The 19,445-nt window shown below is 39.4% G+C and carries 16 protein-coding genes; 12 read left to right on the top strand and 4 right to left on the bottom strand.

Annotation, left to right across the window (positions count from 1 at the left end; all coding sequences use genetic code 11):
* Nucleotides 1–14: 14 nt before the first annotated feature.
* Nucleotides 15–974: a Gfo/Idh/MocA family protein gene (locus tag BMZ41_RS02335; RefSeq protein ID WP_090526677.1), complete on the top strand. Its 960-nt coding sequence runs from the start codon at nt 15–17 to the stop codon at nt 972–974.
* On the opposite strand, the gene BMZ41_RS02330 is transcribed toward BMZ41_RS02335, so the two are convergent.
* Nucleotides 971–1,870: a tRNA modification radical SAM protein MnmL/YtqA gene (locus BMZ41_RS02330; protein WP_090526675.1), complete on the bottom strand. Its 900-nt coding sequence runs from the start codon at nt 1,868–1,870 to the stop codon at nt 971–973. The genes BMZ41_RS02335 and BMZ41_RS02330 overlap by 4 nt on opposite strands.
* A 141-nt stretch (nt 1,871–2,011) precedes the next feature.
* Here BMZ41_RS02330 and BMZ41_RS02325 point away from each other — a divergent pair, with 141 nt between their 5' ends.
* A complete protein-coding gene (locus BMZ41_RS02325; protein ID WP_090526673.1) occupies nt 2,012–2,434 on the top strand; it encodes a hypothetical protein in 423 nt (140 codons plus the stop codon).
* Nucleotides 2,435–2,509: 75 nt separating this feature from the next.
* Here BMZ41_RS02325 and BMZ41_RS02320 read toward each other — a convergent pair whose 3' ends face one another.
* The gene (locus tag BMZ41_RS02320; RefSeq protein WP_090526671.1) at nt 2,510–3,940 is read right to left on the bottom strand and encodes an Mbeg1-like protein; all 1,431 of its coding nucleotides are present in this window, start codon (nt 3,938–3,940) and stop codon (nt 2,510–2,512) included.
* Between the two features lie 17 nt (nt 3,941–3,957).
* Nucleotides 3,958–4,614 carry a hypothetical protein gene (locus tag BMZ41_RS02315; RefSeq protein WP_090165931.1) on the bottom strand — a complete coding sequence of 219 codons (657 nt, stop codon included), beginning with the start codon at nt 4,612–4,614 and terminating at the stop codon, nt 3,958–3,960.
* Nucleotides 4,615–4,794: 180 nt separating this feature from the next.
* Here BMZ41_RS02315 and BMZ41_RS02310 point away from each other — a divergent pair, with 180 nt between their 5' ends.
* The 7 genes from BMZ41_RS02310 (at nt 4,795) to gltA (ending at nt 13,853) form a co-directional block, all read left to right on the top strand.
* On the top strand, nt 4,795–5,910 hold the full coding sequence (locus BMZ41_RS02310; protein WP_177184133.1) for an acyltransferase family protein: 1,116 nt from the start codon (nt 4,795–4,797) through the stop codon (nt 5,908–5,910).
* Nucleotides 5,911–6,159: 249 nt separating this feature from the next.
* A complete protein-coding gene (locus BMZ41_RS02305; RefSeq protein ID WP_090165936.1) occupies nt 6,160–8,283 on the top strand; it encodes a PTS sugar transporter subunit IIABC in 2,124 nt (707 codons plus the stop codon).
* A 16-nt stretch (nt 8,284–8,299) separates the two neighbouring features.
* Nucleotides 8,300–9,133: a PRD domain-containing protein gene (locus BMZ41_RS02300; protein WP_090165938.1), complete on the top strand. Its 834-nt coding sequence runs from the start codon at nt 8,300–8,302 to the stop codon at nt 9,131–9,133.
* Between the two features lie 216 nt (nt 9,134–9,349).
* Nucleotides 9,350–10,489, top strand: a complete 1,140-nt coding sequence (locus BMZ41_RS02295; RefSeq protein WP_090526667.1) for a CobW family GTP-binding protein — start codon at nt 9,350–9,352, stop codon at nt 10,487–10,489.
* Nucleotides 10,490–10,511: 22 nt separating this feature from the next.
* A complete protein-coding gene (locus tag BMZ41_RS02290) occupies nt 10,512–11,468 on the top strand; it encodes a TIGR03943 family putative permease subunit (RefSeq protein ID WP_090165942.1) in 957 nt (318 codons plus the stop codon).
* A gap of 106 nt (nt 11,469–11,574) precedes the next feature.
* Nucleotides 11,575–12,465: a sulfide/dihydroorotate dehydrogenase-like FAD/NAD-binding protein gene (locus tag BMZ41_RS02285; protein ID WP_090165944.1), complete on the top strand. Its 891-nt coding sequence runs from the start codon at nt 11,575–11,577 to the stop codon at nt 12,463–12,465.
* The gene (gene gltA / locus BMZ41_RS02280) at nt 12,465–13,853 is read left to right on the top strand and encodes an NADPH-dependent glutamate synthase (RefSeq protein WP_090165946.1); all 1,389 of its coding nucleotides are present in this window, start codon (nt 12,465–12,467) and stop codon (nt 13,851–13,853) included. The genes BMZ41_RS02285 and gltA overlap by 1 nt, the downstream gene beginning before the upstream one ends.
* A gap of 729 nt (nt 13,854–14,582) precedes the next feature.
* On the opposite strand, the gene BMZ41_RS15910 is transcribed toward gltA, so the two are convergent.
* On the bottom strand, nt 14,583–14,714 hold the full coding sequence (locus tag BMZ41_RS15910) for a hypothetical protein (RefSeq protein WP_255405296.1): 132 nt from the start codon (nt 14,712–14,714) through the stop codon (nt 14,583–14,585).
* 202 nt (nt 14,715–14,916) lie between these two features.
* On the opposite strand from BMZ41_RS15910, the gene BMZ41_RS02275 reads away from it, so the two are divergent.
* From BMZ41_RS02275 to BMZ41_RS02265, 3 genes are read left to right on the top strand one after another with little or no spacing between them, the layout of a single operon-like run.
* Nucleotides 14,917–15,477, top strand: a complete 561-nt coding sequence (locus BMZ41_RS02275; protein ID WP_090165948.1) for a TetR/AcrR family transcriptional regulator — start codon at nt 14,917–14,919, stop codon at nt 15,475–15,477.
* A complete protein-coding gene (locus tag BMZ41_RS02270) occupies nt 15,478–17,937 on the top strand; it encodes a glycoside hydrolase family 2 protein (protein WP_090165950.1) in 2,460 nt (819 codons plus the stop codon). It begins immediately after the preceding gene.
* 24 nt (nt 17,938–17,961) lie between these two features.
* The gene (locus BMZ41_RS02265) at nt 17,962–19,434 is read left to right on the top strand and encodes a DUF6937 domain-containing protein (protein WP_090526665.1); all 1,473 of its coding nucleotides are present in this window, start codon (nt 17,962–17,964) and stop codon (nt 19,432–19,434) included.
* Nucleotides 19,435–19,445 lie beyond the last annotated feature (11 nt).

The following is a 19,445-nucleotide window of genomic DNA, read 5'->3' as shown; positions in this document are numbered from 1 at the left end:
AGGAGAATAAAAATATGAAATTAGGTATAGCCGGCAACGGTGTTATAGTACAGGAAGTCCTGTCCTTTATAGATGAGATTGGATTTGAAGAAATTTATATCTGTGGAAGAAAGCAAAGCGAAGACAAGCTTAAGGAACTAGCTAAAAAGTATTCGTTAAAGGGTGTTTATACAGATTATGACGATCTTTTGAAATCAGACATTGATTTGGTTTACATAGGTGTTTTAAATGATATGCATGTAGAGTACTCAAAGCGTGCAATTGAAGCTGGAAAGCATGTAATATGCGAAAAGCCAATCTCTATTAATTTGGCAGAACTGGAAGAGCTTGATGAGCTTGCTAAGAAAAATGGGGTTATGCTCTTTGAGGCTATGAGCATTTATCACCTGCCTGCATATAAGCAGCTTCAGGAAGATGTTAAGCTTGTAGGAGATTTAAAGCTTTGTAATTTTAATTACAGCCAGATGTCACGTCGATACAAGAACTTTCATGAAGGAGCTGCAACTCCTGCAGTGTTTGATCCAGCCCATGCAGGTGGAGCACTTAGAGATTTAAATGTATATAACATTTCTGCAATGGTAGGGTTATTTGGAATGCCAAAGTCAGCTACCTATAGTCCTAATATGGAAAAGGGAGTTGATACCAGCGGAGTATTGTTAGCTGATTACGGCAGCTTTAAATGTATATGCGCTGCCACAAAGGATTGCAATGCACCAGGACCAAGTACAATCCAGGGTGTGGATGCCACAATATGTATTTATCCTCATGTTAATGGTATGACTGAATATGATGTTCTTTTTAATGACATGGATACAGAAACAAAAGAGGTGGATCTTTCAGATGGAAGCCACAGATTGTATTTTGAATTTGTAGAATATAAGAGAATCATTGAAGAAAAAGATTCCAGCGCACAGCAGAAGCTGATGGAATACAGCAAAGCCGTGGCTGGTATCATAGATATGGTACAAAATTAAAGATTAGAAATATATTTACGCATAGTGTTCATTACAAGCTTCTTGTTGCCACTCCATAGAGGGGCGATGAGAAGCTTTTTTGGTCCATCTCCAGTAAGACGATGAATAACAGTTTCTTTTGGAAGGAGCTGTAGACATTTACCTACAAGCTCACAGTATTCCTCCAGTTCATATATATGGAAAGGCTCTTTTTCATACATATCAGCCAATTTAGTTCCTTTTAAAACATGTAAGAGCTGAAGCTTTATTCCAAAAAGAGTTGGATTTAGATTTGCTAAATACTTGATGGTTTCTAATATATCGCTTTCTGATTCGCATGGAAGACCAAGTATTACATGCACCACAACTTTTAGACCAGCATCTGTAAGTCTTTTATATGCATCCTCAAATACTGAAAGTTCATAGCCTCTGTTAATAAAACGAGCTGTCTCTTCGTGAATAGTTTGTAAGCCAAGCTCTACCCAAACTTCCTTGGTCTTATTTAACGCAGCAAGAAAGTCTATCATCTCATCAGAAAGACAGTCTGGTCTTGTGCCAATGGAAAGACCGACGATTTCTGGGTAGGAGAGTACTTCTTTAAAAAGTGTCATAAGTCGCTGTTGGTCACCGTAGGTGTTAGTAAAGGATTGAAAATATGCTATGTACTTTCTCTCTGAAAGTGGAATCTTAGCTGGAATTTTAGAATCAACAAGCTTTCTGGCAGAGGTTATCTGTTCATTTAGTGGCATAAATTTTGCAGCAAAATCCCCTGAGCCGCCTTCTGAACAGAAGATACATCCTCCTGTACTTATAGTTCCATCTCTGTTTGGACAGGTACAGCCACTTGTAAGAGATAACTTATAGACTTTTGTTTCGTATTTATCTTTTAGATAATCTGATAGGCTTAAATAGTTCATGACACAATTTTATAGCCTTGTAGTCATATCTTCAATAATAAAAATTATGATTGACAAGCGGGCATTTCTGTTATAGAATCGATAAGGTTTTTGAATAGTATTAGTGTTTATAATGTTTATAGGTATTGAGGAAGAAGAATTATGATTACAGTTCGTACGAGAAAAAAAATTGGTATGACACAGCAGCAGCTTGGAGGTACTAAGGAAGAAGCTTTCGTTGTTGATTTAGCACAGAATTTTATTGATTTTGTTAAAAAGTATTCAGAGGATTATCAGTATGAGAGTTCTCTTTTATATGGAAAGATGAGTGAGTATGTTAAGGCTAAGGATAGCGAGAATATCCAAAAGTTATTTTCAACAATTCAGGTCTTTGGTACATATGATAAAATCACTCAGTTTACTACAAAGTATAAGACTGTTAAGTCAGCAAGTGGTAATGCCTTCAACGGAACAGTTTTTGAGGGCGGTCCTGATGAAAAGGCAGAGCTTGAAAGAATTGTAGCTCATACCTGTGGAATGTGTTCTGAAAAGGGTGATGAGTTCCTTGGAAAGCTTTTAGCTTAATTTTGAATTGTAATCTAAAATATTAAGAACCAGATGGAAGTCTGGTTCTTTTTTTATGGCTTGATATAATTTTATTTACCTCCACAGCCGTAGCCATAAGATAAATATGCAGGTGAGAGTGATAACTATTGCTCCAAATACTAAAAATGACAGAGTACGCCTTGAAATCATAAATTGAGAATTGATGATTATGGTGGTATCTTCAGCCTTTAAATCATCACCACTATATTTCAATGGATTGATTCGGCGCATTTTTCTTGATACTGATACCAGTAAATCAAAAAGTTCCATATGTTTTCTTAGAAATTGAATCAGATTGTCTGAGGCATGTCGCATCTTTAAAATAGATATGACTGCCTCAGGCTTTTTTCCTATTAGTTCCATTAACAGGTCATAGTTTGTCACGAAGTTTATAGCACCAAGCATATTGGTGCTGAATCCATTCTGCTGTAGGATTTCCCTTACAGAATCTATCATTTTAGGTTTTTCAACTTTATAGCGTAAAGTATAGGCAATTAATTTAGCTGCACTATCTGAATTAGTGCTGTCAGAAAAGGAATATACCAGTTTGTCGGTATCGCCGCTGGAGGCATTAACGATAACGCTGCCAAGCATATTGGCAACCTTTTCCTTTGTAGACATGCGGATAGATCTGATAAAGCTGTTAAGCATTTTATCAAGAGCTGACATCTTCTTATCCTGACCAGGTGCCTCATGTATTGTCATTTCTCCAATATCATCATAGAAAGCGATGGCATTCGGACAATGATTTTCAGCAAAGCCAAGACGACCGTAATTGGTGCCTAAGTAGAACTGCTTTTTGCCCACATCGTTTAAAAGGATATTTACAAAATCACTTTCTGCGCTTATGTTCAGTATCTTATCCTGATTCTTTAATATTAATGGTGAATATTTACGAATGAATTCGTCAGAGAATCCCTGTCCGTCAAAAGAAAAGCAGTTGTCTACTCTGTCATCCATGATAGTGATAAACTTTGCTTTATTTCCGCCCTTGGAATGACCAGTTACTGTGATGGTATCATAGCTCTCCAAATCTAGAGATCTAAACCAGTTTAGGGCGTTATTCTGAAATTCTGTAGGTACACGATATAACCCGGAAACATTATCTATCCATTCAGCATCGCTTTGTGTTCCTTTGAAGGCAACTATTGCTTCGTTTGAAGAAGGATCGAAGAGAAGAGCACTACGTCCACCTCCAGCACCTTCACTTTCATAGTGTACCTGCATAATGATAATATTCTTCAGATGCTCCATAGGTCTTATGGCCCACATAAGCTGTTTATATTCTGCTCCGGTTACACCAGTGCTATATTCCTTATCATTTTCAATTTTTGTTGCATAGTGAAGTACACCATCTACAAAATTGCCAATGGTTCGGGATTCTTGACTTATTGAAAGGAAAGTTCCTCTTGGACCTCCAAGATTCTCGCAGTAAAGCAGGCAGTTAATCAAAACAATTTCTTCTATAGATAGGCAACTGTTCATAAAAATACCTCTTTGGATTATAACAATATACTATCAGAAAAAACTCGGTCTCTGGCAAAGTCGCCATCACAGCTTGATAGAATTACCAGATATACCTCGCCACTTATTTTATTTGTCTGTAAGCAGGTCTTTATCTTTTCCATGACAGCCTGATAGTCTTCATCAGGAAGCTTTGAACCATCAAGGAAAATTTTGAAATCATTTCCAGCGTCTATTTCTCCAGTCAAAACTTTTTCGGCAGATATTTCTTCTCCGTATTCTTCTCCAAGATATTCCCAAAATGATACTTCTATGGTAATAACAGGCAGATTAGCTTTAGTAAGTAACTCTTCTAGATAATTCTTTATAGGCTCACGTATTATCTGTCCAAAGAAGGCATCTCTTACAGTGAAATATTTATCGTTCTCTTCGGACATTGCAATAAAAGCAGATTCTCTGTTGATTTCCTTAGATTTGAAATACCATTCCGAATAAGTTCGTGTTGTACCTGATTTTGGTTCACAGCCGGTTATTTCAAAAGTGAAGCTTGGGTATTTTTCTATCAGGTAATTTTCTACAGCTCTCATTTCATTAAGAAGAGTAGCATCACTTTCACGAAGATTTCCACTCTCAATTTCTTCGGTATTAAAGGAAATACCGTTTAATACCTTTTTCTCGGAAGCTGTTATATCCATAAGACACCTCCATTTCTTCACTACGACAGTATACGTATTCTACCACGCAATTATGAAGACAGTGTTAAATTACCCAATCAATAGAAATTGGATTGTCATGCGTTATTTTCTGTGCTATGATACACAGCTGTTGAAAAAAATTACACTATATAACTGTATGGAAGAATGAGGAGAATAGTGGTGAACGATATAATAATTAACAGAGGAAGACAAAAAGAATTAGATTGGGCTAAGGCTTTCAGTGTATTGTTTATGGTCTGCATACATTGTTATGAGGAGATTAGCAATATCGATGCAGAGATAGCACCAACTGGAATCTTTAGAAATCTTATGGAGTTTTTAGCTGGTCCATTGGGAGCGCCTATGTTTATGTTTTGTATGGGTGTAGGAATTATGTATTCCAGAAACAATACACCTGCTGATATGACAAAAAGAGGTTTGAAGTTACTTGGAACTGGATATTTATTAAGCTTTGTAAAAGGTACTGTTCCTACTGCAATAGCTATATACTTAGGATATGAAGTTCCATGGACACTTGCAGATTCTTTGTTTTTGGTAAGTATTCTCCAGTTTGCAGGAATGGCATTTTTCACAATTGCCCTCATGAAGAAATTGAGACTTCCACTTTCAGCTATGATGGCAGTATCCCTTGTCCTTTCTGTATTAGGAGGAATGCTTTCAAAGCTTGATTTCACAAATTCATGGACTAAATATTTATTTGGCTTATTTTTCGATACCTGTGATGTTACAACCTTTCCAATGTTTAGATGGTTATTTTATCCAGTATTTGGAATGATTTTTGCATACTATTTACAGCGTACAGAGGACAAAACAAGATTTTACCGTCTTATTTGCCCAGTGGCTTTAGTTGGAACAATCGCATTCACTCTAATTTATACAGCATGTGGATATGATATTAGAACAATGTACATGTTGGCTGGCAGAGTTTTCTATCATCAGTCTTTACTTCATCATTTATTTATTTCAATGGTAATCCTTGTGGCTGTATCATTATGTTATTTCCTTTCTCAGGTAGTAAAGAATATTGCAGTGAATGGGGCAACAGCATACCTTGGAAAGAATGTTGATGTAATCTATCTTGTTCAGTGGGTAATTATTATATATGCTGAGTCATTTATGAATATATTTGGTGGATTCAGAATTTCAGCACCATACATTATTCCAGCTGGCATTCTTGTACTTGTATCAAGTATAGGATTAATTGAATTATGGCGCTTTGTTAAGGGCTCATTCCCGGTAATTAATAGACAACGCGGCAATTATGTGAATGTATAAGAAGAAAATCACTTAAACGTTTACGAAAATAACGAAAAAGTATTGACACAAGGACACATACGTGATAATTTAACATCCGTAGTGTGTAACTTGTAACCAATCAAGGCACGAACTATACATAAACTATTTTGTATTTATGTGGGTTCGTGTCTTTTTTTATGCCCATTTACCCATCACCCGGCATAGGAGAAGACAAATACTTTCCCATATAGGTGCGCAAAAATTTTTCATGTATAGGAGATTAAAAAAATGAAAGACAAATTATTTGCAGTATTGCAGCGAGTTGGACGTTCATTCATGCTTCCAATCGCAATCCTTCCAGTAGCAGGTTTGCTTCTCGGAATCGGTGGTTCATTCACAAACTCAACAATGCTTGAGACATACCACCTCACATCAGTTTTAGGCCCAGGTACAGTAGGATATGCTATCCTTACAGTTATGAACGAGGCCGGTAACATTGTATTTGCTAACTTACCAATCATCTTTGCTATCGGTGTTGCAATCGGTATGGCAAAGAAGGAGAAGGAAGTAGCAGCTTTAGCAGCAGCTATCGCTTTCTTTATCATGCACGCTTCAATCGGCGCTATGATCACAATCAATGGCGGAACAGAGGCAATGCTTGATGGTGCAACAACTTCAGTTTGCGGTATCACATCATTACAGATGGGTGTATTTGGTGGTATGATCGTAGGTCTTGGTGTTGCTTCACTTCACAATAAGTATTACAAGATCCAGCTTCCACAGGTATTATCATTCTTCGGTGGTACAAGATTCGTACCTATCATTTCAGGTTTGGTATACACAGCAGTTGGTATTTTAATGTTCTTCGTATGGCCATTCGTACAGCAGGGCATCTACGCAGTAGGTGGTGTTGTTCTTGCTTCTGGTTATGCAGGAACATGGGTATATGGTCTTATGGAAAGACTTCTTATTCCATTCGGTCTTCACCACGTATTCTACCTTCCATTCTGGCAGACAGCTCTCGGTGGTACACTCGAGGTTAATGGTCAGATGATCGAAGGTGCACAGAACATTTTCTTTGCACAGCTTGGTGCACAGAACACAATTGATCACTTTGCAGTATCAGCTACAAGATTCATGTCTGGTAAGTTCCCATTCATGATCCTTGGTCTTCCTGGTGCAGCACTTGCTATGTACAGATGCGCTCTTCCTGAGAAGAAGAAGGAAGTAGGAGGTCTTCTCCTTTCAGCAGCTCTTACATCAATGCTTACAGGTATCACAGAGCCAATCGAGTTCACATTCTTATTTGTAGCTCCAGCTCTTTACGGTATCCACTGTGTATTCGCTGGTGCATCTTACATGTTCATGCATATGCTCGGCGTTGGTGTTGGTATGACATTCTCAGGCGGTATCATTGACTTAATCCTCTTTGGTATTCTTCCTGGAAACTCTATGACATCATGGGTATGGGTACCAGTAGTAGGTGTAGGTTACTTTGTAGTTTACTATTTCCTTTTCACATTCCTTATCAAGAAGTTCGATCTTAAGACTCCTGGTAGAGATGCAGATGAAGAGGTTAAGCTTTACAGACGTTCTGATTACAATGCTAAGAAGGAGTCTATGAATGACAACACTTCTGAGAAGATCTGTAACGGTCTTGGTGGTAAGGCTAACATCTCTGATGTTGACTGCTGCGCAACAAGACTTCGTTGTACAGTAAAGAAGTCAGAGCTCGTAAACGATGCTATGCTTAAGGCTACAGGTGCTTCAGGTGTAGTTCACAAGGGTAATGGTGTTCAGGTTATTTACGGACCACACGTTACAGTTATTAAGTCAAATCTTGAAGATTATCTTGAGACAGCTCCTAATGTTGAGTATAATGGAGCAAATGATGCCGTTGCTGAGGAAGCAAAGGCAGTTGAGACAGCTGAGCCAACAGGTAAGGTTGTAAAGACAGTTATTCTTGGTAGCCCACTTACAGGTGTTGCTGCAGATTTAGCAGAGACTCCAGATGATGTTTTTGCTCAGAAGATGATGGGTGATGGTGCCGTTGTTACTCCTAAGGAGGGCAAGGTTGTAGCACCAGCTGACGGAACAGTTGTATTCGTATTCGATACAAAGCATGCTATCGGATTCAAGACAGATGATGATGTAGCAATGCTTCTTCACTTTGGTATTGACACAGTTAAGCTTAAGGGTGAAGGCTTTAACGTTCATGTAACAAATGGACAGAAGGTAAAGAAGGGTGATGTACTTATGGAGGCAGACTTAGATTATATCTCTAAGAACGCTCCTTCAATTGCCACACCAGTTCTTTGCACAGAGCTTAAGAGCAATCAGAAGCTTCGCCGCATTGCAAATGGCGATGTTAATGCAGGTGATGACTTACTTGCAGTAGATTTTTACGAGTAATCATTAAGGAGAAAAAATGTACAGAATCGAGAAGGTCCTCAATCACAATGCGCTGATAGGTATCTTGGAAAACACAACACAGGAGTATCTTATTCTCGGTAAGGGAATAGGATTCGGAAAACATATCAGTGAGATTATCGAGACTTCCGATGAGCATAAGATTTATTCTCTTAAGGAGTCTACCGAAAGAGGCGATAAAAAAGAGTTAGCAACCAGTATCGATCCTGTATATCTTGAGATTGCAAACGAGATTTTAGATGGCGCCGAGAAAGCATTTAAAACAATTGATCGTGATGTTTTGCTTCCTTTGGCAGACCATATCGAGTATGCAGTTAAAAGAAGTAAGAACAATGAGCAGCTTAAAAACCCCCTTACAGATGATATCAGAGTTCTTTTTCATTCAGAGTTTAAAGTGGCAGAAGCAGCAAGGGAGATTTTGTCGAATCGTCTTGATGTCAATCTTACAGACGATGAGATTGGATATATTGCACTTCATGTGCATTCATCTATTATGGATCAGGCAGTATCTCAGGCTATGCAAATGGCCGACGCTGTGAGACAGTGCGTGAGCATGGTAGAGAAAGAAACTGGAAAGAAGATAGATACTCAGTCATTATCTTATAACAGGTTGCTCAATCATATTCGTTATATGATTGCCCGTACTTTAAAGGGAGAGGTAATAAAGCTTGATATGAACGACTACATCAATGCCTCTGCCGCAAATTCATTTCAGGCAGCTACAAAAATCTGTAAAGAGCTTTCAAAAAGTCTTGGCCGAGATATTCATGATGCAGAGATTGGATATCTGGCTATGCATATTGAGAGAGTAGCTCTTGATGAAATGGATTAATAATGTTGTTTAAATCCCTAAAAACAGTTCACATTTAATAATCCCGATTTTTATAATCGAAACTTTATCTAACCAGCTTATTGAAAAATAGGCTGGTTTTTTAATGATATTTTTTACCAATAGCAAAATGTGAAGGAGTAGAAGTTTTAACAATAATGTGATAATATATATGTTTGTTGTAGAGAATTAAATTTTGTCAAAAAGGAAGGTATTATCATGACAAAGATTGATATAATTTCAGGTTTCCTGGGAGCAGGAAAGACTACTTACATTAAGAAAATGCTTGAAGAAGCTTATAAGGGAGAAAAGGTTGTCCTTATTGAAAACGAGTTCGGCGAGGTTGGTATCGACGGCGGTTTCTTAAAGGATGCTGGTATCACAATATCAGAAATGAACTCTGGTTGTATTTGTTGTTCTCTTGTTGGAGACTTCGATAAGAATCTTCACGAAGTACTTGAGAAGTTCAGCCCAGATCGTATCCTTATCGAGCCATCTGGTGTTGGTAAGCTTTCAGATGTTATGACATCAGTTATTAAGCTTGAGGAGACAGCTGACGTTAAGCTTTGCGGTCTCGTTACAGTTGTTAATGCTCTTAAGGCCTCTAAGCAGATGAAGGCTTTTGGTGAGTTCTTCAACAATCAGATTGAATTTGCTACTACAATCGTTCTTTCACGTTCACAGACAGCTACAGAGGATCAGCTTGAGTTCTGTGTTAAGCAGATTCAGAAGCTTAATCCAAAGGCTGCTATTATTACAACTCCATGGGAGGAAATCACTGGCGAGAAGCTTCTTTCAGTTATGGAAGGACAGGACAATCTTGCAGTTGATTTAAAGCATCTTGCTGAGGAAGCTCACGAGGAACATGAGCACGAGCATCACCATCATGACCATGATGAGCATGACCACGAGCACGAGCATCATCATCACGATCATGAAGAGCATGACCACGAGCACGAGCATCATCATCACGATCATGAAGAGCATGACCACGAGCATGAACATCATCATCACGACCATGGCGAGAATTGCACATGTGGTTGCCATGACCATGATCATGAGCATCATCACCATCATGCAGATGAAGTATTTAATACATGGGGCAAGGAGACACCTCATAAGTTTGAGAAGGCTACAATCGAGAAGGCTATGAAGGCATTTGCTAACACTACAGATTATGGTACAGTTATCCGCTCAAAGGGTATGGTTGAGTCTGTAGAGGGCGGCTGGATTTATTTCGATTTTGTAGATGGAGAGTACGAGCTTAGAAGTGGTGAGCCTGACTACACAGGACGTCTTGTTGTAATCGGTGCAGATATTGATGAGCACAAGATTGAAGAACTTTTCGGCTTAGAGTAATACATTTTAGATAGAGGTTAGAATGGCTAGAGATATACCAGTTTATGTTTTTACTGGATTCATGGATAGTGGAAAAACTACTCTTATCCAGGAGACATTGTTTGAAAATGACTTCGCTCAGGGCGGCGAAGATAAAATTCTCATCCTTTCTTGTGAGGATGGAGATGTTGAGTACGACATTGAAAAGCTTAAGACAATAAATGCAAAAGTAGCTACTATTGATTCTGAGGATGAGTTCAATCTTGAGAATCTCACACGTATCTCTAAGGAGTACGACCCTGATGTTATCTTCCTTGAGTACAATGGTACCTGGGGTGTAGATAAGATTTATGATGAGCCGCTTCCAGAAGGATGGGTGCCAGCACAGAGTCTTGCTACGGTAGATGCTACTACTTTTGAAAACTACCTTAATAATATGCGTACTATGATGATGGAACAGCTTTTTAAGGCAGAAGTAGTTATCTTCAATCGTTGTACAGAGGCTACACCAAAGTCTAAGTTTAGAGGTCAGATAAAATCTATGAACCGACCAGCTCAGATTGTTTATGAGCGTGCAGATGGTTCTATTGATGATACTCCTGAGGAGCTTCCATTTGATTTAGATGCTGACGTAATCGATATTACAGATGCTGATTATGCACTTTGGTTTATGGATTGTATGGAAACACCTAAGAAGTACGATGGAAAGACAGTTCATTTTAGAGGTCTTGTTTATAATCCAAATGATAAGAAGCTTCGCAGAGATGTGTTTATTCCAGGTCGTTTCGCAATGACTTGCTGTGTTGAGGATATTCAGTTCCTTGGTATGAAGTGTAAATGGGATAATGCAGCATCTCTTGGCCATAGAAGCTGGATTGATATTACAGCTACTATTAAGGTTGAGTTCGCAAAGGAATACAAGGGTAAGGGTCCGGTTCTCTATCCTGTATCTGTAGAGCCAGCTGAGAAGCCAGAAGATGAGCTTGTATACTTTAGTTAAAAGACTTCCCCGAAAGGGGAAGCTTTTTGTTGCTTTAACACTTTACAAAACTAAAGAAATAAGATAAATTATTAGAAATTGGTAAAAAAGGGAAGGAGTCTTGTTTATGTATCCAATCGTAAAGAAGGAAAAGCTTTCTGATAAGATTTTCCTTATGGTGGTTAAGGCACCACGAGTTGCTGACGGTTGCTTACCAGGTCAGTTTATTATCGTAAAGATTGATGAGGAGGGTGAGCGTATTCCTCTTACAATTTGCGACTATGATAGAGCAGAGGGCACTATTACAATAGTATTCCAGACAGTTGGAGCTTCTACAGAGCGTATGGCACTTCTTAATGAGGGAGATGCTTTCGCTGATTTTGTAGGCCCACTTGGACAGCCTTCAGAGCTTTGCCTTGAGGAAGATTTAGAAGAGACAAAAAAGAAGAGCATCGTCTTCATCGCAGGTGGTGTTGGTACAGCTCCAGTATATCCACAGGTTAAGTGGCTTAAGGAGCATGGTGTAAAGACTACAGTTATTATTGGTGCACGTTCTAAGGATATCCTTTTCTATGAGGATGAGATGCGTGAAGTAGCTGATGAACTTTACCTTGCAACAGATGACGGTAGCTACGGTTTCCATGGAAATGGTTGTCAGCAGCTTCAGGCACTTGTAGATTCTGGCAAGAAATATGACCACTGCGTAGCAATCGGTCCTATGATTATGATGAAATTTGTATGTCTCCTTACAAAGGAGCTTGGCATTCCTACAGTAGTTTCTATGAACCCAATTATGGTTGATGGAACAGGTATGTGTGGAGCTTGCCGTCTTGTAGTTGGTGATGAAGTTAAGTTTGCTTGCGTAGATGGACCAGAGTTTGATGGTCACCTTGTAGACTTTGATCAGGCTATGGCCAGAGCAAAGCAGTACAAGACAGAAGAAGGTAGAGCACTTCTTAAGCAGCAGGAAGGCGATACACACCACGGCGGATGTGGAAATTGTGGAGGTGACAAGTAATGGGAGACGTTTTAGTTAGAGTACCTATTTCAGAGCAGGACCCTAAGGTTCGTGCTACAAACTTCGAAGAGGTTTGTCTTGGATATACAGAGGAAGAGGCAGTAGAAGAGGCAGGACGTTGCCTTAACTGTAAGAAGCCTATGTGTGTAGGCGGCTGCCCAGTTTCTATTAATATTCCTGCTTTTATCGAGCAGGTTAAGGAGCGCAACTTCGAGAGAGCATACGAGATTATCTCTGAGTCATCAGCTCTTCCAGCAGTTTGCGGTCGTGTATGCCCACAGGAGTCACAGTGCGAAGGCAAGTGTATCCGTGGTATCAAGGGTGAGGCAGTAGCTATCGGTAAGCTTGAGCGTTTCGTTGCTGACTGGGCTCGAGAAAATGGAATTAAGCCAAAGAACACGTCTACTCCAAACGGACACAAGGTAGCTGTTATCGGTTCAGGCCCTTCAGGTCTTACAGCAGCTGGCGACCTTGCAAAGCTTGGTTATGATGTTACTGTATTTGAGGCTCTTCACGAGATGGGTGGAGTACTTGTTTATGGTATTCCAGAGTTCCGTCTTCCAAAGGACAAGGTAGTTAAGGCTGAAGTTGAGAACGTAAAGGCTCTCGGAGTTAAGTTCGAAAAGAACGTAATCATCGGTCGTTCAATCACAATCGATGAGCTTATGGAAAAGGAAGGCTTTGAGGCTGTATTCATTGGCTCAGGTGCTGGACTTCCAATGTTTATGCATATCCCTGGTGAGCAGGCTAACGGAGTATTCTCAGCAAATGAGTACCTTACACGTAACAACCTTATGAAGGCTTTCAAGGAAGGTTATGATACACCAATCGCTCGCGGCAAGAAGGTCGTAGTAGTTGGTGGTGGTAACGTAGCTATGGATGCTGCTCGTACAGCCCTTCGTCTTGGCGCTGAGGTTCACGTTGTATACCGTCGTTCTGAGGCAGAGCTTCCAGCAAGAGCAGAGGAAGTACATCACGCTAAGGAAGAGGGCGTTATCTTTGATCTCCTTCAGAATCCAGTTGAAATCCTTGTTAATGAGGAAGGTAGCGTTCGTGGATGCAAGATTATCAAGATGGAGCTTGGCGAGCCAGATGCTTCAGGACGTCGTCGCCCAGTAGAGATTCCAGGTTCAGAGTACGAAATCGAGTGTGACACAGTTATCATGTCACTTGGTACATCTCCAAACCCACTTATCTCTAGCACAACAGTTGGTCTTGATACAAACAAGAAGGGTTGCCTCATCGCTACAGAGCAGGGCGCAACTACAAAAGATGCCGTATTCGCAGGTGGTGATGCTGTAACAGGTGCCGCTACTGTAATCCTCGCCATGGGCGCAGGCAAGACAGCAGCCGCAGCTATCGACGAGTACTTCAAGTCTAAGAACTAAACTAATATCAAATATATGGCGGTCTCTGGAAAATCTTCGGAGGCCGCTTTTTTTAATTCTTTCCCCAGCCACACTCTAATTAATTATTCTATAGACTCTAGGAGGTCCACACTCCCCACCACCAACTAAAGCATTTGAGCAGGATTATAGATTTTCTTAATACTGCTGGTTGAGCTTTTATTGGTGTCTTTTCATTGGTTTTGCACTTCGAAGAGAATGCTGTGCTTTCCACAGACATGTTTTATCTATAAGTATTCTCCAAAGTTGTTTGTTGAGGTTGCTTTCATATTCCGTTTGCTAAGTAGAACTTAAAAAGAGATATTTGTTTGTAAGGGCACCGTGGCACATTCAACGTCCTGTTTCAAGTGACCACTGCTGCCGCCGTCCTAGCGGCAGCTGCCCTTACAATTCAAATATCTCTTTTAGTTCTACTAAGCTCACTCCAAATATCCAGCAACCTTCAACAAAAATTTTGGAGAATAATTCTTAAATTATATTTCATGTCTGTGTTAAGCACACATTCTTGGCAGAAGTGCAAAGAATTGAAAAGACACCAATTAATAAAAAAAGCGAAACGCAGTATTTAGAAAATCATAATTCTGTGATTGCGTAGTTGGTGGTGGGGAGTGTGGGCCTCCTAGAGTCTATAGTTAAAGTAGAGGAAGAGTGTGACTGGGAGAGGATACAAAAAAGCGGCCACCATAAAAGGTGACCGCCATATATTTGATATTAGTCTTCGTACTGACCAAATGCATACTTGAAGAAAGATACTGGCTCCTTGCCCTCGTTTCTCTTATTTTTGCAATATTTTTCATAATCTGAATAAATTGTGTACATCTGGAATGATACTTCTTCGAACATTCTTATTTCCTCCTATAAACTCTCTTTTTCTTTATCAACAGGGACATGATAAACCCATGATTGTGCTTTGTCAACAAAAACATTGTTAATATATTGTGAAAAATGGACAAACCTATTTCTATTGAGTTAGTTTCCATTAGTGTGGTATTATTTAGTTAAGGAAACTCAATATACAAATTATAGTTTTTGGGAGTAAAATTATATGAATCAACGAATTTTAGAAGGTGCCTTAAACGTTTTTAAGGAGAAGGGTCCTAAGTTCACAATGGATGATCTCGCTTCAGAAATGAAGATGAGTAAGAAAACTATTTACACAGTTTTCAATGATAAAAATGAATTGATGTGTGAAATGGTAGATTACGCATTTAACATTATCAAGGAAGAAGAGGATAAGGTTTATAACAACGCAAAGCTTTCTACAGTAGAAAAGCTTCGTGGCATCCTCGTTGTATTACCAGAGAATAGTTATGGTTTTGATTATGCTGCTATGCAGCAAATGGCTGAAAAATATCCTATGGCTCACGAGAAGATGAATAATCGACTTGAGAGTGGCTGGGAGAAGACCTTCGACTTACTTACTAAGGGAATGGAAGAAGGAAAAATCAGACCAATAAATCTTGAAATTTTTAAGCTTATTTATGGTTCCAGCGTTGAGAGATTGTTAATGGGGGATTTCCTTAAGCAGAGCAAAATGGATTACCCAACTGCTTTAAAGGAAGTTGTAGATGTACTTATTGATGGAATTCTTATAAAGGAAAAGTAAATGGCACAAAGAATTTATTTAGATAGAAAATGGCGATTCAATGAAAACTTTTCTGAGGATATGATTAATGAGCCAATGGAAAATAGCACTTTAGTCAATATCCCACATACCGTAAAGGTTACTCCATTGTCATATTTTGATGAGAGTATTTACCAGATGGTCAGTGGATATCAGAAAAGCATTTTCGCACCTGCTCAGTGGGAAAATCAATTTGTTTCCCTGGTGTTTGAAGGAGTAGGACACGCCTGTGATGTGTACGTTAATGGAACACATTTAAAGCATCACGATTGTGGTTATACAGCATTTTCTGTTGATATCACAAAGGTTTTAAAGCTGGGAGAGGAAAACCTCATCACAGTTAAGGTTGATTCCAGAGAGACACTTAATCAGCCTCCTTTCGGTTATGTAATAGATTATATGACCTACGGTGGTATCTATAGAGATGTTTATTTTGAAGTAAAAGAAAAGGTTCACTTTGAAGATCTTATAGTTCAGCCAGCTTTATTAGAACGTGTTTCTACTAGCAAGCGCTCAGCTAAGCAGATAAAGATGATGAACGTTCAGGGAATCATTAAAACAGAGTGCTTTTTCAGAAAGAATATAAATAAGCTTGCTAATGATGAAAGAGTATTCATCAAACAGTATCTTGATGATGAGCTTCTTTTTTCTCAGCCAGTAGGAGGTCTTGAGGAGAGAAACGGTGGCTATTATCTCAGCCTTACCAGTGCTCCATCTACAGTAAAGCTTTGGGATATTGAAAGCCCATATTTATATACTTTGAAGACACAGCTTGTTCTTGATGACAATGTGGTTGATGAAGTCAAAGAGACAATCGGTTTTAGAAGTTCAGAGTTCAGAAAGAACGGCTATTACCTCAATGGTCGTAAGATAAAGCTTAGAGGATTAAACAGACATCAGTCATATCCATACGTTGGGTATGCTATGCCAGAATCAATGCAGAGACTTGATGCCAAAATCTTAAAAGAAGAGTTGGCTTTGAATGCAGTAAGAACTTCTCATTATCCACAGTCACATTACTTCCTTGATGAGTGTGACAGACTTGGACTTTTAGTGTTTACAGAGATTCCAGGCTGGCAGCACATCGGTGACAAGGAATGGCAGGATATTGCAGTAGAAAATACAAAGGATATGGTTCGTCAGTATCGAAATCATCCTTCAATAATTCTCTGGGGTGTACGAATTAATGAGTCACCAGATAATGATGAGTTTTACGAGCGAACAAATGCAGCTGCTCACGAGCTTGATCCAACAAGACCTACAGGCGGCGTAAGATGCATTGCCAAGAGTAATCTTCTTGAAGATGTTTATACATATAATGATTTCTCGTTCTCAGGAAAAAATAAGGGTTGTGCTAAGAAGAAAGACATAACCTCAAATGAGGAAAAGTCTTATCTGATTAGTGAGTACAATGGTCACATGTTCCCAACAAAGCCTTTTGACTGGGAAGAGCATAGACAGGAGCACGCTATAAGACATGCCACAGTTGTGGATGCGGTGGCGGGAGAGCCTGATATTGCTGGAGCCTTTGGATGGTGTATGTTTGATTACAACACTCATAAGGACTTCGGCTCAGGGGACAGAATCTGCTACCACGGTGTTATGGATATGTTCAGAAATCCTAAGCTTGCAGCGTCAGTATATGCAGCTTTTTCAGAGACAGAGACAGTACTTGATGTTACAACAAGCTTTGATATTGGTGAGCATCCAGCATGTAATAGAGGAAAATCCTATATCATCAGCAATGCAGATTCAGTGAAGATGTATAAGAACGATGTTCTTATAAAGGAATACTTCCCTGAGGACAGCAAATTCGAAAACATCAAGCATGGTCCGATTTTGATAGATGATTTTGTTGGTGATGCCATCGAACAGGATGGAGAATTTTCAAAGGGACAGGCTAAGCTTATTAAGAAGATTCTTAACGAGGTTACCTTAAAGGGATTCAGACCAACACCTACCTTGGTATTAAATGCAGCCAGACTTGTATTATTCCATGGCGTCAGCCCTAAAAAGGCAGTTCCAATTTACAACAAGTTTATTGGTGACTGGGGTGGAGAATCTCGAGAGTATAAATTTGAAGCTATAAAGGATGGTCAGGTTGTTAAGACAGTTGTTAAAGCAGCGGTTACAAAGGCTCACATTGAAGCGAAAGCCAGCCATACACTTTTGACAGAGCTTCATACCTATGATGTGGCAAATATTCGTATAAAAATAGTAGACCAGAATGATAATCAATTGTTCTATTTTGCTCAGCCACTGAGCTTTGAAATTGAAGGTCCATTTGAAATAGTTGGACCAGACACAGTAGCCCCAATGGGAGGCTGTACGGGAGTATATATAAAATCCATTGGAGAGGACGGCGATGGTAAGCTCACTATTAAGTGCGATGGCTTAGAGCCAGTTACCATTGGTCTTTCGGTGGAGTGTTTAACTAAATAATTAAAGGGGTAAGAGGAATAAGTAATGCAAGACAAGAGTAAAGTTATTTTTGGAAATGTCATCGCTGACAAAGATTACAACAAGGCTTGTAAATCTAAAGCGAAGTATGCCAAGAAATTTGGGGATGATTCAAACGTTGATTACAACATTGTTCTTGAGAAGAATTCACACATCGGCGATTCCCTTGGTGTCTATGACGTTCTCCTTAAGGAAGGACAGTCAAAGGAAGAGTTTGATACAGAGAAGGGTATCATTGTAGGAAATATAAGAATGGGCTTTGGTCATTATCGTATTTCAATGGCTATGGCTTCAGCTGCAAAAGCACTTGGCTACACACCATACTGGATGGATTTAAATGGCTACCCACAGACAACCTGTACAAAGGTAATTAGCCATCAGAATGATTTGTATTCTAAGGGCTCACGTATGTCAAAGAATAAGCTTTTTAATAAGTTTATCTGGGAACCAGCAAATTACGAATGGTTTAGAAAGCTTTCTTATAATTCTTCAGACCAGAAGAATGCAGAGCTTATGGCACCAGTCTTCAAGAATGTGCCAAAGGAGATTCCAGTTATCGGTACACATGTATGGCCAGCACAGGCTGCTATCCATGCAGGAATGAAAAACGTTGTAAATGCAATTCCTGATAACTGGCCAATGGCTCTTCATTTTGCTGAAGGCAGTGTTCATACAATCCAGTGCAAGAACGCGTACATGGGTTATCGCATTTGCAACGGAATGGCTCCAAACAATGCAGTTTGTAACCCAATGCCAAATGATGATTTGGTTTACACAGGTCATTATATTGATCACGAGCTTGTTAGCAATATCGAAGCTGATTGTGATGCAAGAATGGCTAGAAAGCGTGATGGTAAGGCTATGCGTTTTCTTCTTACAATCGGTGGTGCTGGTGCACAGAAGGAGATTTTCGCAGCAATTATCAAATACCTTCTTCCTGCAATTCAGGAAAACAAGGCTATGCTTTATGTAAACGTTGGTGATTACAAGAACGTTTGGGATGATCTCCTTGCAGAGATTCCTGAAATGAAGGCTGTAGCAACAGAGCATTTCAATGAGTTCGAGGCTACAACAAAGTTTGCTGAGGATGCTATCACAGGAGATGTTACGGGTATCCACGGATTCTATCATGAGAATATTTTTGAGGCTGTTTACTGCACAAACCTTCTCATGAGAAGCTGTGATGTTCTTGTTACAAAGCCATCAGAGCTTGCGTTCTATCCAATTCCAAAGCTTTTCATTAAGAGAGTAGGAAAGCATGAGATGTGGGGTGCTATTCACTCTGCAGAAATGGGAGATGGTACTTTAGAGTGTAGAGATATTCCACATACAATCCAGATGATTGATATGTTTATGAAGGATGACAGACTTCTTTCAGATATGTGCGAAAGCATTAAGGTTAATAAGACAATTGGTCTCTATGACGGAGCTTACAAAGTTGTAGAGCTTGCTATGGGACTTAAAGGGGGAAATAAATAATGGATAACAAA

The organism is Pseudobutyrivibrio sp. UC1225 (assembly GCF_900115215.1).
Lineage (GTDB): Bacteria > Bacillota > Clostridia > Lachnospirales > Lachnospiraceae > Pseudobutyrivibrio.
This window is presented reverse-complemented; position numbering and strand designations above follow the sequence as displayed.